The following is an 18,913-nucleotide window of genomic DNA, read 5'->3' on the forward strand; positions in this document are numbered from 1 at the left end:
TCCTCCTTTTTTATGGGTTTACTTGTAATGATTGGGCTATTTTAGATGGAAGATTTGCTCTGTTTCGAGCGATGTCATCGCACGTACTTGACGCCAAATGTAATAAAAAATACCGAACATCATCAACATACTTGGGATGGCAATCATTGGGTAACTGTACAGCGTCATTTTCCCTAACTCTTCGTTAAAGGCAGCAGTACCAGAAGGGCTAGTCACAATCCAAGTCGCAAGGAAGTAGTTCATTGCAGATGAGAACGCAAAAGTACTTGCAAACAGGTAGTTAGAAGACATAAGGCAACGTTCGAACGCATCGGTTTTACCATTTTCTTTTAAACGTTGGTTAATCAACGCGAGATTCAACACTGTGTCATTCAGTACTAACTTCTGCATCAGTGGGTAGCGGGTAAACGTTGAACCCAAAACCGCTAAACCGATCAGGCCAGGAATCAGGGCTTCTTTTAGTGCTAACCAGCGTGTATCAAGCTCTAACAAGCCGATGCCACCAGTTAGTAGAACACTGATAAAGCCCAGAGCAGAAATAAAGTTAAATTTCTTGTTACGGACAAGGTCCATACCGCCATAAATGATAGGAAATAGCAAAGCGACAACCAGCGCCATTGCTGTCCCTAGATGCTCATCGCCACTAAACTTCATCAAAATGAAGGAAGGGATAAATACGTTGAAAAGGATTTCAAATAAGGGATTCGGCTTTTTCGCCGTCGTGTTACTCATAATGTTTTACTGACTCTACTCTATGTCGGCTGTTATTGTACTTTGACAAGAAGTGTTCATCTAGTCGCGCTTGATGTAAAGCGTTAAAGCGTCGAGTTGTGTAACGACTTATGAAATAGACCGGAGCATAGCCAGTTAGTTTACATGGTTGACTACTTTTTGTGTCTTAATGACTCTCCTTCTGTGCGATGATCTGATTACGCGCTCTGAATAATCGAGTCGCCACTGTGTTGTGGTTGAGCCTCAAGGCTTGGGCAATTTCATCATGATTCAACCCAGCCACTAAGCTCAAGAGCAACGGCTCTCGGTATTTGGGTTCGAGAATCATCATTTGTTTTTGAAGCCAATCTTGGGCCATGTCGTAGTCACTGCCAGGGTAGGTTTTTGTCTGTATTGCACACTCATCAATGTCGACAAAATCGTACTGTTTTCTATCAAAGCGCCGAGCATTCTCACGACGCAAAATAGTAATGAGCCAAGACTTCGCGGCGTTGGGGTCATTTAATTTATCAAAGAATCGCCACGCTTTCAGAAAGGTTTCTTGCGCTAAATCTTGAGCAAGGTGGTGATCTTTGCATAACCAATACGCGAGACGGTAGATCTCTTGGTATCGATCTTTCGTCAGTGCTTCGTAACGTTTATGTTTTTCCATAGCATTAAGATAAAAAGTTTGGAGAGCACGTTGTGTCTGCCAGATGAACGACAACCCTTTTTATCGCTTTTACAGTGATAAAAAGGGTTGTTCGATTAGGAAGACAAATTCGAAGAGTTAACCTTCCAAATATCGAAGGGTGACTCTGATTTCTTTCTTACCCGCTTAAAATGGTTGGTTGGAAAAGCGTGAGTACTGGATGGCATCTGCGACTTCCTGAGCTTTAGACTCTGAAGTCATGAGATGCAGTAACTTAAGGGCGGCCTGATAGCTGACTAGGCTGCCGTTTGAGGTGATGACTCCATCATCAACCACAAAATTCTGGTCGAACTGTACATCAACTGCTGGATAGTCTTTTTGTAATCCGTTTTCACCTCCAGCCCACGTCGTTGCTTTCTTACCGTTTAAAAGGCCAGCTTCGGCTAACAAATACGCGCCAGAGCAATTACTTGCCATCCAATCTGCCGCCTTTGAGGTAGTTCTAATAAAGTGAATGAGATCTTTATTTTCGATTAGTGCATCCATGTCATAGCTGGATGTTAAAACCAATACGTCGAGTTCCGGCAGATCACCAATCCAAGCATCCACACCAATTTTTAATCCTTCTTCAGTGGTGATGGTTTTCTGATCTGAGACGGAAATGGTGAGCACGTCATAATCACTAAACCAAGTGAGACGACTTGCGACGCCAAAGACCTCTAAAGGCGCAGTAACATCAGAGGTCAGTACGCCATCGTAAACCAGAATACCAATTCGTTTATCTGCGGCATGTGCTGTTTGAAGCACCCCAAAGAATAGGACTAGTGTCGCTATCAATAGTTGTAGTGCATTCTTCAATCCGTTTTTACCCATGGTTTTTTCCTCGCTAACAGAGCATCAAGTTATTGAGGTTCATTATATTTAGGCTAATTAGTGATTGAAGAGCCACTTGGTCTTTACTAAAGTGAATAAAATTCATGAATAGAGTTCATTGGTTATATGGATAAGATACGGTCCCTACGATTTTTTATTGCCACTTTAGATGGCGGTAGTTTTGCTGCGGCTGCCAAAGTGTATGGCACTGACCCTTCGACCGTGAGTAAAGCCATACATCGTCTTGAAAGCGATTTGGGTATACAGCTTTTTCAACGTTCTACGCGACAGAGCCGCCTGACAGAAGCTGGTCGTAGGTACGCAAATACTGCTAGGTTTGTACTGGAGGAGCTGGCGGCATGTGAGGATTCATTAAAAAGTCACAATGATGCGCTTTCAGGGCAGCTTAAGATTAATGTGCCAGTCTCGTACGGTCGCCTCTATATTCGTCCTTTATTAAAAGAGTTTTGTCGCCGCTACCCTAACATCACTATCGATATTCATTACGATGACGCCTACGTTGATATTATTGAGCAAGGTATTGATGTGTCGATTCGCTCTGGTGTCGTTCACGATAGTCAATTGATTGTGCGTCAGCTCAGCCCTATCGATTTTATCATTTGTGCCAGTCAGGATTACTTAGCGCGCCATGGTGTTCCGAGTGGCTCGGATGTATTCAATGACCATTCTTGGGTTCGTTTTCGTTTTAAACAAACGGGGAAACTGTTGCCGATTCGGATGCCAGAACCAGACGGTGCGAGTGAATATGACCCCGAAAGAAACTACATTGTAAATGACGGTGAATCTATGGCAGAGCTTTGCGCAGAAGGCTTAGGATTGACTCAGATCCCTCATTTTATCGCGAGAGACTGGCTTAAAGCGGGGCGTTTAGTGCCGATATTTCCGAGCATGCGCCAAGCAGGAAATGGCGTGTATCTTCTCTATGCCAACCGGGAATATGTGCCTGCCCGAGTGAGGGTGTTCATCGATTTTATCACTCAAGCAATACAGGATATGGATGAAACGCCATTCCATACTTGGGCTGAAACGTTGCCGATTTATCGACCGAACCAAGGCGATTGAAAACTTCATGTGAGTCTTTGGTTAAAACCCCCTAAGCTATATGGCGCTTTTATTGGTTTTTGTTAGTTTATTGGGCGTTATTATCGAAAAGCGCAGTTTGCTCTTCGTCACTCATAAAGGAAAGACAATGCCAACTAAGATCTTAGTGCCTGCTTTGGCCCTACTTCTCAGCGCATGTGGCGGCGATGGGGAGTCGTCAGCCCCAGCAGAAAGCGGCTCACAAAACACAGGTTCCACATCGTCACAAGGCACATTTGCCGAGCAGATGCTTGCAGCGGTCAACAGCGCCCGCTCTACTACACAACAGTGTGGCGCAACCACCATGCCACCTGTTGGGGCCCTGACTTGGAGCTACGATTTGGAAAGCGCCGCTTATCGACATTCAAGCGATATGGCGAACAGCGATTTCATGAGCCACACAGGCTCTGATGGCAGCAAAATGTCAGATCGAGTTAACGCAACGGGTTATGCTTGGAGCGCCATTGGTGAGAATGTCGCCGTAGGGCAAAGCACCATTAACGCCGTCGTTAACGCGTGGTTATCGAGTGAAGGTCACTGCCTTAATATCATGAGTGCGGATTTTGATCAGATGGGCGCGTCGCTTGTCGAAAATCACTCTGCACGTTACGGGTATTACTGGACTCAGGTTTTTGCCAAACAGCGCTAATGCGATAAAGAAGCCCGATAGATAAAAAATAAAACGCCAGCAGTCACTATCTGCTGGCGTTTTATTATTTACATCTCTTTTAGCTTGTCAGGTTACGAAGTTTTGGGTCATCCACCAGGTATTCAACAAATTCAATCTCAAAACCTGCAGGGTCAATAAAATACACATTTTTGCGGTATGGTTCATCAGCGCCAGGTTGGGCAATCGGATAACCTGCATCGGTTAGTCTTTTGATGATTGCATCGACGTTGTTGGTCACATAAGCAAAATGCGCTAGCCCAACTTGGTGCCCGCTCAACTCGCGGTTTTCTCCTTCGCCGTGGTCACTCATGGCTATGTATTGATACTCGTCGCCAAAATGTAGCCAGTTTCTTGGTTTGCCACTCCATTCGCCTTTACCTTCATCACGCACGTACCAATGTGGAAATGCAGTTTGGTAAAACTTCAGCATTTCAGGGATATCTTTCACGACTAAGTTAATATGTTCTAGTTGGATCATGATGTGCTCCTTTTTGTCATTTTCTAGCCAACGATGAATATGCTAAAACCTCAAGTTAAGTTGAGGTAAAGGGCTTTTTTAAAATTTTTTAGGGTTGATATCTTTGGATCTGGATACATTGAGAGATTCGGTGGGTTTGGTGCTTTGAATCTGAGAGCTGGGTTAGGGGCTTGCAACCTTGTTTCACCTTTTGTTTGTTCGTGTTCTTGCTAATCATTTTCGATCGAGTTTGTGGTGAGTAGATTCCCAGCCTCACCTAGGTTCGCGGCAATGACGGAAAGAGAGTGCTAAACGAAGAGCGTCATTCTGAAAGAGCCTAAGCGAGTATTCAGAATCTACTTTCAGTGTGTTGTTATGTTGCGTTGTGAATTGAACTATCCGCGAGCACAGAACCAGTTCCTCCCTTTTGAGCTCTGCGTGTTGAGAGCTTCGGAGTTTGATACAAGGGGAGGTTAGGTGGGGTTGCTGGTTTGAGGTTGAATGTTGGGTAAGGTGCTTGCAACCTTGTTTCACCTTTTGTTTGTTCGTGCTACTCATTTTCGATCGAGTTTACGGTGAGTAGATTCCGAGTCTCACCTAGGTTCGCGGGAATGACGGAAAGAGAGCTAAACGAGCAGCGTCATTCTGAAGGAGCCTAAGCGAGTATTCAGAATCTACTTTCAGTGTGTTGTTATGTTGCGTTGTGAATTGAATTATCCGCGAGCACAGAACCAGTTCCTCCCTTTTGAGCTCTGCGTGTTGAGAGCTTCGGAGTTTGATACAAGGGGAGGTTAGGTGGGGTTGCTGGTTTGAGGTTGAATGTTGGGTAAGGTGCTTGCAACCTTGTTTCAACTTTTGTTTGTTCGTGCTACTCATTTTCGACCGAGTTTACGGTGAGTAGATTCCGAGTCTCACCTAGGTTCGCGGGAATGACGGGGAGAGAACGCTAAACGAACAGCGTCATTCTGCAAGAGCCTAAGCGAGTATTCAGAATCTATTCGCAGCGCGTTGTGATGCTGGTGGAGTGAACTGAATTATCCGTGATTGTAGAGCCATTCCCTCCAGTTTGAACTCGGAGCGCTGAGAGATTTGCTTACACCTCTCCCCAAACCAAAAAAGCCAGCAGTTAGTACCTGCTGGCAAAGTCTTTGGGCTTCTAGGTTTTTTGATTTTATTTCTTGTTACTCATCGCTGTCACGGTGCCCCGATTGGTTTTCCGGGGAAGAAAACACAGCACCGTGCGCTTTGTGTCCAAGAAATTTGGAGATTAGCCTTGCTTACGGATTAGGTAGTCAAATGCGCCTAAGCTTGCTTTTGCACCTTCACCCATCGCAATGATGATCTGCTTGTAAGGAACGGTTGTTGCGTCACCCGCTGCGAACACACCTTCTAAGCTAGTATCGCCACGGCTACCGACTTCAATCTCGCCGCGCTCAGATAGGGCTACTTCTGAATCTTTTAGCCATTCTGTGTTTGGTACTAGACCGATTTGAACAAAGATACCTGACAATTCAATCTCTTTGATTTCATCTGTGTTGCGGTCTTTGTACTTCAAGCTTGTTACGCGAGTACCGTCACCCACTACTTCTGTTGTTTGCGCCATCGTGATGATGTCTACGTTTGGTAGTGAGTTCGCTTTGTCGATAAGCACTTGGTCTGCGCGAAGTACGTCTGCGAATTCAAGAACCGTTACGTGTTCTACGATACCAGCAAGGTCGATAGCTGCTTCGATACCTGAGTTACCACCACCGATAACTGCAGTTTTCTTACCTTTGAACAGTGGACCGTCACAGTGTGGACAGTACGCGACACCTTTGTTGCGGTACTCTTGCTCACCCGGAACGTTCATTTCACGCCAGCGTGCACCTGGGCTTAAGATGACACTCTTACTCTTCAGCGTTGCGCCGCTTTCAAGTTGGATGTGAATCAAACCATCTTCTGTATGTGCTGCGCCCATTAGCTTCTCAGCTTGTTGCTCAGTCACGACGTCTACATCGTATTCTTTTAGGTGTTCTGCTAGGTCAGTTGCCAGTTTTGGACCTTCAGTGCGTTTTACCGAAATGAAGTTCTCAATTGCCATGGTGTCCATAACTTGACCACCAAAGCGTTTAGCAACAACGCCAGTGCGAATACCTTTACGAGCAGCGTATAGAGCAGCTGCGCTACCACCAGGACCACCGCCGACAACAAGTACATCGTATGGGTCTTTTTCGCTCAGTGCTTTCGCGGCTTTCTCGCTCGCGCCGTCATCGACTTTGTTTAGGATTTCAGTCAGAGACATACGGCCTTGACCGAATAGCTCACCGTTCACGAATACGCTTGGTACGGCCATGATGTCGCGTTGTTTTACTTCATCTTGGAACAAACCACCGTCGATCATGGTTGCTTTTACTTTCGGGTTGATCGCCGCCATCATGTTGAACGCTTGAACCACGTCCGGACAGTTTTGGCACGACAGTGAAATGAAGATTTCTACGTCTAGATCTTTGTCTAGTGCTGCGATTTGCTCAATCACTTCTGGTTCTAGTTTGATTGGGTGACCGCCAGAGTGAAGCAGTGCCAATACTAGAGAGGTAAATTCGTGACCCATTGGCAAGCCTGCAAAGCGCAGTGCTGTGCCTTTTGCTGGGTTAGTTACCGCCATCACAGGTTTACGTGCGCTTGCGTTGTCGTCACGTTCAACGGTGATTAGGTCGCTCATCTCTGCGATTTGGTTCGCTAGAGACAAAATGTCATTCGATGCTTTGCTTTCATCTAGACTAACCACTAAACGAACTTCTTCTTTTACATTAGCCAGATATTGTTTGAGTTGTTGTTGGATCGCTTGGTCTAACATAGTTGTTACTACCTTAATTAAATAGTTACCAATCAAAACAAGTATTTGTTCATTCTTGCTAGCTAAAATCGTTGATAACTGCGTTATAGATTTTGTAGTTAGAGTAACTAGCTATCGAAAATCTATGCCTGGTTCTAAACGATTTTTTCTACGCAATTACTGCACACCTACTTATTCAGATAGGTAATAAAAAGTGGTTACTGTAGATAAAACCTGAGGGGGAGAGAGCAAATCAGGCAGAAGGTCGTCAAGGTATCTAACCTGAAGTGCTCTCTAATTCAGTTCTAATCAGAAAAAGGAAATCGGGAACCGATTAGAACTTAAATTTCAGTGGCTTAGATTTTGCCAACTAGGTCTAGTGATGGAGCTAGTGTCTCTTCACCTTCTTTCCATTTAGCTGGGCAAACTTCGCCTGGGTGCGCTGCTACGTATTGAGCTGCTTTCACTTTGCGTAGTAGGTCTTCTGCGTCACGACCGATACCTTCAGCAGTGATTTCCATTGCTTGGATAGTACCTTCTGGGTCGATTAGGAACGTAGCGCGGTCTGCAAGACCTTGACCTTCACGCATCACACCGAAGTTGTTTGTGATGTTGCCTGTTTGGTCGCCAAGCATGTAGTACTGAATCTTACCGATTGTGTCTGAGCTGTCGTGCCATGCTTTGTGAGTGAAGTGTGTGTCAGTTGATACTGAGTAAACTTCTACGCCACGTTTTTGTAGCTCTTCGTAATGGTCTGCTAGGTCGCCCAGTTCTGTTGGACATACAAACGTAAAGTCTGCTGGGTAGAAGAAGAATACTGCCCATTTACCTAGAACGTCTTGTTCTGTTACTTCAACGAATTCGCCGTTTTTGTACGCTGTAGCTGCAAATGGTTTGATTTGAGTATTAATCATAATTTACTTTCCTTTGAATGTTTTAAGCTGAGCTGTTGTTGCTTTCGGAAAGTATATTCTCATCGGAGTGTGTTTAAGGAAAATCGCTTGTAACTATCCTATTGATAGCCATTTCCTATTTCACTTGATAGGGAAATCCGATGTAAGTGAGTTTGCTTTGATAGGTTTTATTGAAGATGAAGGCAGATTAGCAATAGAGAATACCGATGATGACTTTGAGTAGATCTTCTAGCTAAGAGCGAAAGAGCCTGCATCTCGGCAGGCTCTTTTTAATAGGAAGTGGGAAAGCGGATACTTCTATTTTGTTAGCCCAGATTGTCGAGCACTTTGCCACACAACTTCTTCAGCATGATCATTTCATCTAGCTCTAAGGTGATTTTGCACATCATGGCGTTTGGCACCGACTTGGCTTGTTCTTTAAGGTCACGACCTTGCTCGGTGAGGTTGAGTACGCGAACGCGCTCATCGGTTTCACTTCGGCCGCGTTCTACATAGCCTTTTGCTTCTAATCGTTTAAGTAGCGGCGTAAGTGTGCCTGAGTCCAAATGCAGTTGTGACCCCAATTCTTTTACGCTGGCACCGTCTTTTTCCCACAGCACCATCATCACTAAGTACTGCGAATAAGTCAGATCAAGCTCGTCCAGCAACGGGCGGTAAGCTCGGATCACGGCATTTGCTGCGCTGTAGAGCGGGAAGCAAGCTTGGTTTTCGAGTAAGAGTTTATCGTCGTCGGTCATGGTGTTGTCGGTGTAACACTGGCTCATTGGCGTTGCCTACCTGCTCACAGAGAAAGAGAGTTATAAAATAAATTGTGCACAATATAGTTGCAAACGATCTTTACTTCGATATAAGATTGCAAGCAATTAAATTGTGCACAACTTAAATTAAGAAGGACACTCGCATGACTACTCTATACAAAACTCAAGCTACCGCTTTGGCTGGTCGTAATGGTCAAGTAAAAACAGATGACGGTCTTCTCGATTTAGAGCTGTCATACCCGAAGGAAATGGGCGGCACAGGCGCAGCAACTAACCCAGAACAGCTTTTTGCCGCGGGCTATTCAGCGTGTTTTTCTAACGCGATTCTGCACGTAGCGCGTGAAGGTAAAGTAAACCTGAAAAGCGCACCCGTAACAGCGCAAGTGGGCATCGGCCCGAACGATAACGGCGGTTTTGCACTAACAGTGAGCCTAGCGGTAGAGCTAGACATGGCACAAGAACAAGCGCTAGAGCTAACGCGCATTGCACACCAAGTTTGCCCATATTCAAACGCAGTTCGTGGCAACATTGATGTGGCAGTAACGGTAAACGGCGAAGCAATTTAAGCGGTTTCAACCACTGCACAAAGACAAGAAAGCCTGCAAGCACGCAGGCTTTTGGTTTATTTGATGGCGGTGCAGAAGCTAACGTCTGCATGGTGCGTTTGTGGGTCGAAGCTGTGGTAAAGCTCAAAGCAAGGACGGTCGTCGTTCTCAATACCGGATTCAATCACCTTGCTCATGACATCATCCCACGCTTTTGAGTATTGGCTCGGGTCAGTAATGTGCTGGCGCATCACCGCGTATTGACCGCCGGGGAAGTCTTGCAGCTCAATGCCTTTCGGAACTTCGGTATCTTCTGGCACCATCAAGCAGATATCAGTGCGACACTTCTCGTCTGGCGTGATTTCAGGATTATCATGGTAGATGAAGATGCAGGTATTGCCTGCTAAACCTTTCATTCCTGCCCATTGATACAAGCGACCTGATGGCTCCTCATAGCCTTGGCCGTAAGGGCCGTTTAGGCGAATGTAAGCCAGTTTTGCTTTTTCAAAGTTTTGCGTTTCCATTGTCATGCTCCATTTGGTGAGTTCAGAGCCAGTATATGAATCGCTTGGTGTTACTTCGTTTCCATTCTTGCGCAACGTGTGTCCAATCTTGCTGTTTCGTGCTAATTCAGAAAACTGCTGGTAGTTTTCGCAGTCGCGAAAGGCCGTAGGTGTAACGCCATAATGTTGTTTGAAGGCTTTGGCTAAACTCTGTGAGCTGGAAAATCCGTATTCTAGGGCAATGTTCAATACCGGTTGTTTGGATTTGAATAAGTCATCGGCGGCGGCTTCTAGACGTAAACGTCGAATGAAGTCGGCCAGTGTTTCGCCTTGCACGGCTTTGAAGGTGCGATGAAAGTGATAAGGGGAAAGGTTCGCCAGCGCGGCCACTTCTGGCAGGTTGAGTGGTTCATTAAAGTGTTGTTCTAAATAACGAATCACAGGAACCAGTCGTTGGTGGTAGTCGACGCGTATCGGGGGATTTCCTTGTTCTGTTCAGCTTGTTTTCTCTGCTCAAAGCCTACCGCAATCCAACAAGCTTGCAAGGGAACTGGGTGAGAAATGCGTGGCGAGATGCGCGTCAATCAGTCACACTCAACTAACAGATGTTTAAGCAAAAACGTTGCGCTTATTATCTTTACTAACCGCTAGGACAATCATGATAGCTTGGAAACACACTCTGCCAGAGTACGAATGGCTCATTCATCAAGTGTGGTACTTGGAAGTGCCAGAGGGTGAAGTCATTGACCCCAAGCCGCACCTTATTCCAAACCCGCGTGCTCATTTACTCTTTACGCCACCAGAGCAAGGCTACAGCTACGACACTGGAGACACTAAGCTTACTGGCAAAGGCTGCCATTTATTAACGGCTAACGAACACTTGCTGCTGTTGGAAGATACGGCTCCCATCAAGCGTATTGGTATCACCTTTCGCCCAGAGGGTTTGTATGCCATTGAGTCACTTTTTAGTGATGTATCCCAAATTAGCGCAATTAACCAATGCGAATGGTTTGATTGGCTCAGCGCGGCGTTTGATGAGCGCTTTCAACAGGGCCTATGGCTGCTAGAGTTGCAAGATTCACCGCAATGTTTGCTGAACTACATCAAACAACATCTAGATGCGTTAGATATCGAACCTTGCCATACCAAACCGTTTTTGGCGTCACAAAAAGCGGTATCCGTGATGGACGCTCAAGCGCTACGTTCACCTGAGTTAGCGATGGATATTGATGAGATAGCCAAACAGTGCGCCTGTTCTCGCAGAACGCTTGAGCGCAGTTTCAAGCAAGTGGTGGGGTTGAGCGTTAAGCAGTATCAACAAATGGCACGTCTGGAGCAGATGATTTTGACCCTCTACAAGCAACAAGAAGCGATTGATTGGGCGAGCTTCTCACAACAATTTGGTTTCAGTGACCAATCACATTTGATTCGTACCCTCAAACAGCAGCTAAGAAAAACGCCGAGCAAATACTTGAAAAAGCGCGACTTAACCATCGATATCTATGGCGACTTTGAGTCGTAATTCATTGCTAATCAGCCCGAAAGTTGTCGCAAAAATCCAATTTTTCTCTTATCCGCTGAGCTACTATTTTCAGCAGATAACGAGGTAACACATGTCATATCAAAAACTAAAACAAGGCGAAGCCATCCCATTTAACGAATCGTTGACTATCCAAATGATTCAAGGCTCTGATCTACAAGATATTATCGAGATGTTGAACGACGATAAGGTCAATCAGTATCTATTCTTCGCACCTGCTGACAACAGCTTATATGAGGGTTTCTTTGGCCCTATTATTGAAAATACGGCACAAGCGATCAAAAAGGGTGTTTGGCCAGACTGTCCAACGTTCGTGATTCGCGACCAACAAGGTCAGTACATGGGAATGTGTGCGGTGACCGCAGTGATGTTCTTAACTGGCAACTACGAAGTGGGTTATCAATTACCTACTTACGCATGGGGCAAAGGCGTTGCAACCCGTGCTTGCCAAATGATGACCGAGATTGGATTTACTGAGCTAAACGACCATAAAGTCAGTGCCGATTGCTACGCTTCTAATGCTGGTTCTTACAAGACGTTAGAGAAAAATGGTTTTACTCAAGAAGGCCGTCAGAAAGACTACTACAAACTAACGCAAGGCTTTGACGACAAGCTCTATTACGGCATAACCGCAGAACAATTCGCGTCTTTAAATCGCTAATAATTAGCCGACAAAAAGTAGCTAACAACAAAGTAGCCAACAAAAAAGGCCGTTAACCCACATGCTCGGGTTAACGGCCTTTTCTATATTCAGCGCTAAATGGCTAACACTTAGTTGCCTTGGTTTTGGCTTTGAAGCTTCTCTTTTGCTTCTTCAACCTTTGAGAAATCCAATCCCAACTCGTCTACGGCTTCTTTAATTAGCGCAGGGTTTTGCATCACTTGCGCCATCAGCATTTGTAGCTTGTCTTGTGGCAAACCTAGTTGGCTGATTGTTGCCATTGCCGCTAGAGGGTTTTGCGTCAGAGTCTGAAAAATCTCGTTGATTTGTTCGTCGCTGATATTGTTCTCTTTCAGCAAGGCGATAATTGGGTTCATCATATTTCCTTTCAATCATTCATTGGATGACACTTAGGTGCAGTGTATCACTCGGTTACCTGTGTTTGTACTAGCTGAATAATTGGGGTAATCACTCAACTTTTCAATACCCCGTTAGTTCCATATAACCTGTCCCAGAATGAGAGCCCTTAATGCGCACAGGGCCTTCCCAATAAGGCACTGAAAGCGGCATTTTCGCTTTCGGGTTGAGTGCAGAAACGGTTAGCTCGATTTGCTGCTTAGGAATCGACACTTGCCACTGGGTTGGATACTTTCGCCCTTGGATTTCTGTTTGCTTAGTCGCCTCTAGCTGAATGTCTTTCTGTGGGATAGCAATGCCAGAACCATCTTGCTGCATCAGCCTTGCGCTGGAGTAACTGGCTGCTCCGGTTTTGGAATCCCGCAATTGGAACACCACCAAGCTAGTGTCGTCACTCAACCTTAGGGCAAACCAGTCCCAGCCTTGTTGTGAGTCGAGTAAGAATTGCGAGCTCCACTCTCGGTCTATCCAACCTTTGCCGGATACTTGATGGGTTTCGCCGTCGATCGTGACTTCACCGGAGACATCAATAAACGGTTGGCTGTAGTAATACGAAGCCACCTGACCATCGCCACTTTTGGTACTGTAACCTTGCTCGCCTTGCTTTTGATAAGGCGCAGTGCTGGTAAGCGTCAGCGAATAGCCAAACTGTTTGGAGTTTGCATTCAATGTGGCAGGGAAGAGATCGGTGGTTGAAGAAGTCCACTGCCAATCATCGAGGTAAACCCGAAATGGTGAAGAATCAACGCCGGCGAGAGAGGCTTGATCGCGCGACCATTTTTCATCGGCGTAGTGTTTGTCTGCGGTCGTCACTGCGCTGTGCGCCATGTAGATTTGCTGAGTTTGCCATTCGGTTTTCTTTACGTCATCTTCGTCCGTTGGCGGCGCAGCAGCAAAGCGAAATTGTGTCCACTGGACGCCAAGTGGAGTGCCATCTTCATCAATTAAGTTAGCGGTTAAGTACCACCATTCATGACGAAAGTTTGGGTGCGCTTGATGATCGGCAGGAAAGGTGAGTTCCACCCCTTTTTCTACGGGTGTGAATAGTTTGGTCTCGCTTTGCGTATCTCCGCTTCCCAGCAACGTGCCCATATTTTGTTGTTGGGGATCTTCACAACCGAACAGGAACAGACTGCTCATGAATAGAGTAAGTGTGCTTGCTATTCGAACCATCACAATACCTCGCTTTGCAAACTGGAAACGACAGGCTTGCTGACCAATCGCCACAGCGGAATCAAGGTTGCGATCACTGCCACTAAGATGGTGATCGCCGCAATGCTCAGCGCGTCACTCCAATTCCACAGATAATTTAAGCTCCAACCAAAAGCTCGTAAGGTGACGATGTCTGTCAGCACGTAACCCACCATGGCTCCGAGGGGCAGGGCGATAACCAGAGTAAAACTGACCAGAGCAACGATCTGTCCGACTACCATGGTCATTAATTTACGACGACTAACGCCAAGTGCGTACAGCCTTGCAATGGCGGCTTTGCGCGCGTCGAGCAACATGAAGCAAGCACTGAACAAGCCAATCACTGCGACCATCAACGTCACGCCGTTGAGTGCGCGTGTAATGGCGAAGGTCTGCGAGAATATATCAAACGCGATGGATTTGATTTGCGCCTGATCGTAGAGCTGACTTGGATGCAGATTCAGTTGCTCGCGCAGTTGGTCGTATACGATTTGTGGGTCTCCTGATACTTTAATGCCAAGGCTTGTTGGCAGGTCGGTAAAGCCACTCTCTTGCCATAACTTTGGTGCTAATAACACTTCACCGTTGGGTGAGCCGTAATCGTGAAATATCGCCCCCACAAGCAGGTTCTTATTTGGAACAGCATCAAGTGTGAGCTCGCTACCCAGTGATAAACCCAGTTTGACCGCGGTTGGTTCACTGATGGCGACTGACTCACCTTGGTAAAAACGCTGCCAGAAGTTCTCCAAATGCGATTTGAACACCATGGTTTGCTCTAAGGTGTCTTTGTCTTTGGTGCCAAGTAAAATCGGTAAGCCTTGCAGGTTATCGTCGACGTAGTATTGCTTGTAGACGGTCTCAACATTGTCGAACTGTCCTAATGCGCGCTCTACATCTGCGATTTCCCCTTGGGCAGGGCTGACGTAAATATCGGCGTGCAACCTTTGTTCTAACCACTGTTTTAGGGTGGATTCAAAGCTGCCCACTAAGGTGTTCATCCCCATATTGGCTGTAACAGCGAGTAGCAGTGCCATCATGGCGAGAGAAAGCGGAGAAATCAGCTCGCGCAACTCAGCAAACAGATACTGCATCAAACCGGAAGTGGTGCGCTTTTCACACCAATTGGCTAAGACGCTGAGTGTTTTAGGTAGATACAAAGGAATCGACACCACAAGCACGCCGAGCCACGCCATGGTAAAGCGATGATGCTCACTCAGCCATAACCCTGCGAGTGCGAGAGCCGTCAACGCAGCACCTATCACGAACAATTGGTTTTCGTTAGAGGCTTCCGGCGCTTGATAAAATCCGCCATGAGAGGAAAGCGGCTGGCGCACTCGCTGTTTAAAGTGCTGCCAACATGCCAATAGGGTTGCGGTTAACGTGAGTAGCAGGGCTTGCGCCCACCATTGCCACTGCCAAGTGCCGGGCAGCAGTGTCGCGCCATAAAGTTGTTCTAGAGTCAGTGCCACGGTCGGATGTAACCAGTGGCTAAGCTGCATGCCCAATACAAAACCGAGGGAAGCGCCGATGGTAACGAGAATAGTGAGTTCAACTAACAGCGCAGAGAACACAATGCTCGGCGCAACACCCGCTTGTTGAATTTGCACTAACAGCCGATTGCGTTTAAGCAAGCTGTACTTTACGCCGTTGTAAGCGATGAACAGCCCGACTAAAAACGCGAGTAAGCTCATTGCCGTGAGGTTGAGGTGAAAGCTGTCGGTCAGCGAACCAAGGTCGGTACTTTGATTATTGGCAATCCATTGTCCTTGCTCACCAATAAGGTTCTGCCAATTTGCTTGCGTGTCTTTATTCCCTTTATCACCCGAATGGAAAACCGCAATGTAACTGAGCTGTCCTTGTTTATTGAGCAGTTGCTGGGCAAAGCCAATGTCCATCAACATTCGGCTACCTAACTGCCATTCGTCAGGTAGCACCACCACTTGGGTTGGAATGTCGTCCAGAGTTAGGGTTTCTACCTCTCCTAAGTTTTGATGTTGAGATTGGCTCATCATCACGATTGGCTTGCCGGCTAAAAGCTCAGGCAAAGGTAAAGCACTATCGAACAAAGACACGTTCTGTTCACTATCTGATGAATAGCGAGAACGTGAAGAGATAGCGGCAATCAACTCGCTACCTTGTACTGACCAGCGTCGACCTTGTTCGTCTCTCACTCGCCCTTCGATTACAGGTAGCGCTGCACTGAGTCCGTTTTGTCTAAGGGTGAAGTAGAGCGATTCAGGCAGGTAGTTTTGCCCTGCTGGTGGAATAATTACGTTCTGAGCTTGTGCGCTGAGCTGCTCGGTAGACTCAGCATAACTGCGCTTGGCATTGAGGTTGATGGCTTGCACCGCAACAAACAAGGTCACGGCCAGCACTATACCGATCAGAATTGCGGCGGCTTGCAGTGGCGCCTGCCGATAGTGCGCTGCAAACAGATTCAGGGCGAGTCGAGTATGAGTGAATCTGTTGTTTGATGGCTTAGTTTGCTTCATGGTGAAGCTCATGTTTGTTTACTTGATGGCTGTTCTGTAGCTGACTGTTATCCAATCGCAGCCGTGCTTTCATAAATTCAGCGCATTCATGGCTGTGGGTCACCAAGAGCACGGCGGTATTGCCTTGGGTGGTGATTTCACTCAGCAGTTTCATCACTTCTAACCCTGCTTTTTGGTCAAGGTTACCTGTGGGTTCATCAGCAAGTAGCAGTTTAGGTTTGTGTGCTAAGGCGCGCGCAATAGCGACTCGTTGTTGTTGACCACCGGAAAGGGCAGAAACATGTCTATCGAGCAGTTGGCTGATGCCCAGAGTCTCGACCAAATAATCGCACCAGTCGTTCCATTTCTGCTGATTCAAATGCAGAGGGAAGGCGATGTTTTGCTGCACGTTGAGCGGCGTTAATAGATTGAATTGCTGAAAGATAACACCGAGTTTTTGGTGTCGAAATTGGCTCCATTGTGGGTCTTTCCAAGCCGCTGTGTTATCGCCATCTAACCACAACTCACCTTCGGAAAGTGGCTCAAAGCCAGCGATGACATTGAGTAAAGTACTTTTGCCGCTACCACTTGCGCCCGTTAGCGCAACACTCGCTCCTGTGTTCAACGTAAAGTCGACGCCTTCTAACACGCGATGTGTTTCTTTGCCATCAACAAAGCTTTTGCTGGCGTGTTTGAGTGTGACAAGTGGGCTTTCCATTTCCTCTCCCTGTATTCAAAAGGTGTCGTTTCTTTTGGCAATCACTATTGCAGTTAGTTCTCTAGAAATTTTAGACAACAATTAGATAAAAACAGCGATTTACATCGATTTCTTAATAACTTGTACTGAAAAGAGGAGGGAATAGATTAAACGAGGAAGGTATATGACAAGCATTAAAAAAGCCCGAGTCAAACTCGAGCTTTCAAATACATTCAGCATGGTCAGCTTACACGTAGTACGCTTCAACTTCGCCTTTAAGCTTGATTAGCATTGGGTTACCGAAACGGTCTTTTGCTTTAGGAGAAGCAATTTTTACCCAACCTTCGCTGATGCAGTATTCTTCTACGTCAGTACGCTCTTGACCGTTGATACGAATACCGATTTGGTGCTCGAAGCATTCTTTGATGAAGAATGGGCTACGTGGGTTACCCGCTAGGCGATCTGGTAGAGCTGGTTTAGCTGTATCTGTCATTTTGTTTGACCTTGAAGTCATTAAAAAAAGTGCGTCATTGTAGTCAGTGCAAGGCGAGTGTTCAAGGATTGTGACTGGTTTTTAATGGACTGAACTGCAATAAAGCCCTAATTTTTATCTATCTCCTTTTGCTCTTTCGGTGAGTCCTTTTAAAATTAATTCAATCATTGTCTTTTTATCATTTTGATTCTCTTACTAGTAAACAGTTTCTCAGGTTCTCGTTGTTTATACTATGGTTATTAGGTGCGATAAGTATTAGGAAAACAAATGGAACTTGTGATCTTAGCTATCGCTAGATTTCGAAGTGATCAAAAAGAAGCAATGAGTAAAAACTTCGTCAATTTAGCGCAGTGCTTAACTGAGAATGGACATCATGTTGTCACTGTTACTCCAACTGAGTTTCGTTCTCATATTAAGGTTGAACAACATACCTTTCGTAATGAGAGTCGATATGAATCTCTGTTTGAGGGGCTGATGAATCTTATTTACTTATGTAGAGAGCTCAACAGGCTGATCGAGAAAACCAACAGTGCGAAGGTTAACCTACATATTGCTACGCCTATAGAACTATTGGTGGTTTTTTTCTTTTTAAAATCTCGATATCAAAAGCAGACGACTTTATCCATTTGGCAGTCATATTTGACCTTAGACGAGGTCCGTAATAACAAGCATTATTTTTTTCGGAATTGGTTTAAGTATTTACATTTATTGCTATTTAATTCGTTTATCAGTGCGCCTTTATACAAGCGTTTGTTAGACAATTTTTGTCAAGCGATTGTGCACAGTAACTACCAGAAATTTCAGTTATCTTCTCTGTCTCATTTGCCAGTCTATTTCATTCAAAATGGGGTTTTTTCTGAGCACTTTTCGCGACCCATTCCTGCAAAGAAGACACAAAGAATGTCTTTACTTTATATCGGGCATTCTAAGCCATCAAAAGGCGTTGACGCTTTAATTGAATTGGCTGCAATACTAAAGAAGCGAGAATGTATCGATTTTGATCTAACGCTCTGTCTCAGTGGCTTCGGCGACCAAGCAAATATAGAGAAACTTGTTTCTAAACATGAGCTACATCACCAAATAGAGTTTAAAGAGAGCATTGATATTTCAGTTGAGATGGCGAGTGCAGATTTGTTGGTTTTACCACTAAGGACATGTGTCGGAACGAGCCTAACACCTAACCTAATCGTGGAGGCGGTATCTTGCGGATTACCGATTGCGATTCCGGATTTCGAGCAATTATCGGATGTCATTCAATTCGGTTCTAATGCCATTGAAATTGATCTGGATGATTTAGAAGCGAGTGCAAGTGCGATAGAGAACGGTTTTAAGTTGGGTCAACTTGACCAGATGTCTAGAAATCAAATAGAGCAGTTTAAAGTTCGTTATACGTTAGAAAGTTTTGTGTCTGGCTATGCGCAAACACTCGGCCTTGGGTAGGAGG

At 45.7% G+C, this 18,913-nt stretch carries 19 protein-coding genes; 6 read left to right on the forward strand and 13 right to left on the reverse strand.

What is annotated here, in order from left to right:
- Positions 1-36: 36 nt before the first annotated feature.
- From R7P67_RS00765 to R7P67_RS00775, 3 genes are all read right to left on the reverse strand, one after another.
- Positions 37-732: a VC0807 family protein gene (locus R7P67_RS00765; protein WP_005383527.1), complete on the reverse strand. Its 696-nt coding sequence runs from the start codon at positions 730-732 to the stop codon at positions 37-39.
- 166 nt (positions 733-898) lie between these two features.
- Entirely contained in the window at positions 899-1,429 is a 531-nt protein-coding gene (locus R7P67_RS00770; protein WP_255209459.1) for a sigma-70 family RNA polymerase sigma factor, read from the reverse strand.
- A 120-nt stretch (positions 1,430-1,549) separates the two neighbouring features.
- On the reverse strand, positions 1,550-2,236 hold the full coding sequence (locus R7P67_RS00775) for a DJ-1/PfpI family protein (protein WP_262653157.1): 687 nt from the start codon (positions 2,234-2,236) through the stop codon (positions 1,550-1,552).
- A gap of 126 nt (positions 2,237-2,362) precedes the next feature.
- On the opposite strand from R7P67_RS00775, the gene R7P67_RS00780 reads away from it, so the two are divergent.
- Complete coding sequence (locus R7P67_RS00780) at positions 2,363-3,319, forward strand: LysR family transcriptional regulator (protein ID WP_005374613.1); 957 nt, start codon at positions 2,363-2,365, stop codon at positions 3,317-3,319.
- A 127-nt stretch (positions 3,320-3,446) separates the two neighbouring features.
- The gene (locus tag R7P67_RS00785) at positions 3,447-3,986 is read left to right on the forward strand and encodes a CAP domain-containing protein (protein ID WP_005398264.1); all 540 of its coding nucleotides are present in this window, start codon (positions 3,447-3,449) and stop codon (positions 3,984-3,986) included.
- Positions 3,987-4,065: 79 nt separating this feature from the next.
- Here the strand turns inward: R7P67_RS00785 and R7P67_RS00790 are convergent, their stop codons facing one another.
- From R7P67_RS00790 to R7P67_RS00805, 4 genes are all read right to left on the reverse strand, one after another.
- Complete coding sequence (locus R7P67_RS00790; RefSeq protein ID WP_186585576.1) at positions 4,066-4,485, reverse strand: VOC family protein; 420 nt, start codon at positions 4,483-4,485, stop codon at positions 4,066-4,068.
- A gap of 1,246 nt (positions 4,486-5,731) precedes the next feature.
- Positions 5,732-7,300, reverse strand: a complete 1,569-nt coding sequence (gene ahpF, locus R7P67_RS00795) for an alkyl hydroperoxide reductase subunit F (protein WP_005374617.1) — start codon at positions 7,298-7,300, stop codon at positions 5,732-5,734.
- Between the two features lie 335 nt (positions 7,301-7,635).
- Positions 7,636-8,193: an alkyl hydroperoxide reductase subunit C gene (ahpC, locus tag R7P67_RS00800; protein WP_005374632.1), complete on the reverse strand. Its 558-nt coding sequence runs from the start codon at positions 8,191-8,193 to the stop codon at positions 7,636-7,638.
- A 305-nt stretch (positions 8,194-8,498) separates the two neighbouring features.
- Positions 8,499-8,957: a MarR family winged helix-turn-helix transcriptional regulator gene (locus tag R7P67_RS00805; RefSeq protein WP_213962286.1), complete on the reverse strand. Its 459-nt coding sequence runs from the start codon at positions 8,955-8,957 to the stop codon at positions 8,499-8,501.
- A gap of 137 nt (positions 8,958-9,094) precedes the next feature.
- On the opposite strand from R7P67_RS00805, the gene R7P67_RS00810 reads away from it, so the two are divergent.
- Entirely contained in the window at positions 9,095-9,517 is a 423-nt protein-coding gene (locus R7P67_RS00810) for an organic hydroperoxide resistance protein (protein ID WP_213866663.1), read from the forward strand.
- A 56-nt stretch (positions 9,518-9,573) separates the two neighbouring features.
- Here the strand turns inward: R7P67_RS00810 and R7P67_RS00815 are convergent, their stop codons facing one another.
- A complete protein-coding gene (locus R7P67_RS00815; protein ID WP_225491599.1) occupies positions 9,574-10,473 on the reverse strand; it encodes a GyrI-like domain-containing protein in 900 nt (299 codons plus the stop codon).
- Between the two features lie 184 nt (positions 10,474-10,657).
- Between R7P67_RS00815 and R7P67_RS00820 the strand changes: the two genes are divergently transcribed.
- Together R7P67_RS00820 and R7P67_RS00825 are read left to right on the forward strand one after the other, a co-directional pair.
- Positions 10,658-11,521: a helix-turn-helix domain-containing protein gene (locus R7P67_RS00820; RefSeq protein ID WP_213866665.1), complete on the forward strand. Its 864-nt coding sequence runs from the start codon at positions 10,658-10,660 to the stop codon at positions 11,519-11,521.
- A 91-nt stretch (positions 11,522-11,612) separates the two neighbouring features.
- On the forward strand, positions 11,613-12,200 hold the full coding sequence (locus R7P67_RS00825) for a GNAT family protein (protein WP_318085848.1): 588 nt from the start codon (positions 11,613-11,615) through the stop codon (positions 12,198-12,200).
- Positions 12,201-12,310: 110 nt separating this feature from the next.
- Here the strand turns inward: R7P67_RS00825 and R7P67_RS00830 are convergent, their stop codons facing one another.
- The 5 genes from R7P67_RS00830 to R7P67_RS00850 all read right to left on the reverse strand — a co-directional run bounded on the left by R7P67_RS00830 (position 12,311) and on the right by R7P67_RS00850 (position 17,469).
- On the reverse strand, positions 12,311-12,577 hold the full coding sequence (locus R7P67_RS00830; RefSeq protein WP_004746427.1) for a DUF2999 family protein: 267 nt from the start codon (positions 12,575-12,577) through the stop codon (positions 12,311-12,313).
- A gap of 103 nt (positions 12,578-12,680) precedes the next feature.
- Positions 12,681-13,790, reverse strand: coding sequence for a lipocalin-like domain-containing protein (locus R7P67_RS00835; RefSeq protein WP_262653164.1), 1,110 nt, complete (start codon positions 13,788-13,790; stop codon positions 12,681-12,683).
- Positions 13,790-16,300: an ABC transporter permease gene (locus R7P67_RS00840; RefSeq protein ID WP_262653303.1), complete on the reverse strand. Its 2,511-nt coding sequence runs from the start codon at positions 16,298-16,300 to the stop codon at positions 13,790-13,792. Before R7P67_RS00840 ends, R7P67_RS00835 begins: the two co-directional genes overlap by 1 nt.
- On the reverse strand, positions 16,287-16,997 hold the full coding sequence (locus R7P67_RS00845; protein WP_154204082.1) for an ABC transporter ATP-binding protein: 711 nt from the start codon (positions 16,995-16,997) through the stop codon (positions 16,287-16,289). Before R7P67_RS00845 ends, R7P67_RS00840 begins: the two co-directional genes overlap by 14 nt.
- Before the next feature lie 226 nt (positions 16,998-17,223).
- Positions 17,224-17,469, reverse strand: coding sequence for a DUF3297 family protein (locus R7P67_RS00850; protein WP_005374689.1), 246 nt, complete (start codon positions 17,467-17,469; stop codon positions 17,224-17,226).
- A 267-nt stretch (positions 17,470-17,736) separates the two neighbouring features.
- Between R7P67_RS00850 and R7P67_RS00855 the strand changes: the two genes are divergently transcribed.
- Positions 17,737-18,909 (forward strand): glycosyltransferase, encoded by a 1,173-nt coding sequence (locus R7P67_RS00855; RefSeq protein WP_239945510.1) that lies wholly within the window; start codon positions 17,737-17,739, stop codon positions 18,907-18,909.
- Positions 18,910-18,913 lie beyond the last annotated feature (4 nt).

It is taken from the genome of Vibrio sp. Vb0937, assembly GCF_033338855.1.

What these genes read in the sequence shown, in the direction of transcription:
- R7P67_RS00765 (WP_005383527.1), bottom strand. Translation starts at nt 732, where the DNA reads ATGAGTAACACGACGGCGAAAAAGCCGAATCCCTTATTTGAAATCCTT.
- R7P67_RS00775 (WP_262653157.1), bottom strand. Translation starts at nt 2,236, where the DNA reads ATGGGTAAAAACGGATTGAAGAATGCACTACAACTATTGATAGCGACA.
- R7P67_RS00780 (WP_005374613.1), top strand. Translation starts at nt 2,363, where the DNA reads ATGGATAAGATACGGTCCCTACGATTTTTTATTGCCACTTTAGATGGC.
- R7P67_RS00785 (WP_005398264.1), top strand. Translation starts at nt 3,447, where the DNA reads ATGCCAACTAAGATCTTAGTGCCTGCTTTGGCCCTACTTCTCAGCGCA.
- R7P67_RS00790 (WP_186585576.1), bottom strand. Translation starts at nt 4,485, where the DNA reads ATGATCCAACTAGAACATATTAACTTAGTCGTGAAAGATATCCCTGAA.
- ahpF (WP_005374617.1), bottom strand. Translation starts at nt 7,300, where the DNA reads ATGTTAGACCAAGCGATCCAACAACAACTCAAACAATATCTGGCTAAT.
- ahpC (WP_005374632.1), bottom strand. Translation starts at nt 8,193, where the DNA reads ATGATTAATACTCAAATCAAACCATTTGCAGCTACAGCGTACAAAAAC.
- R7P67_RS00805 (WP_213962286.1), bottom strand. Translation starts at nt 8,957, where the DNA reads ATGAGCCAGTGTTACACCGACAACACCATGACCGACGACGATAAACTC.
- R7P67_RS00810 (WP_213866663.1), top strand. Translation starts at nt 9,095, where the DNA reads ATGACTACTCTATACAAAACTCAAGCTACCGCTTTGGCTGGTCGTAAT.
- R7P67_RS00820 (WP_213866665.1), top strand. Translation starts at nt 10,658, where the DNA reads ATGATAGCTTGGAAACACACTCTGCCAGAGTACGAATGGCTCATTCAT.
- R7P67_RS00825 (WP_318085848.1), top strand. Translation starts at nt 11,613, where the DNA reads ATGTCATATCAAAAACTAAAACAAGGCGAAGCCATCCCATTTAACGAA.
- R7P67_RS00830 (WP_004746427.1), bottom strand. Translation starts at nt 12,577, where the DNA reads ATGAACCCAATTATCGCCTTGCTGAAAGAGAACAATATCAGCGACGAA.
- R7P67_RS00835 (WP_262653164.1), bottom strand. Translation starts at nt 13,790, where the DNA reads ATGGTTCGAATAGCAAGCACACTTACTCTATTCATGAGCAGTCTGTTC.
- R7P67_RS00840 (WP_262653303.1), bottom strand. Translation starts at nt 16,300, where the DNA reads ATGAAGCAAACTAAGCCATCAAACAACAGATTCACTCATACTCGACTC.
- R7P67_RS00845 (WP_154204082.1), bottom strand. Translation starts at nt 16,997, where the DNA reads ATGGAAAGCCCACTTGTCACACTCAAACACGCCAGCAAAAGCTTTGTT.
- R7P67_RS00850 (WP_005374689.1), bottom strand. Translation starts at nt 17,469, where the DNA reads ATGACAGATACAGCTAAACCAGCTCTACCAGATCGCCTAGCGGGTAAC.
- R7P67_RS00855 (WP_239945510.1), top strand. Translation starts at nt 17,737, where the DNA reads ATGGAACTTGTGATCTTAGCTATCGCTAGATTTCGAAGTGATCAAAAA.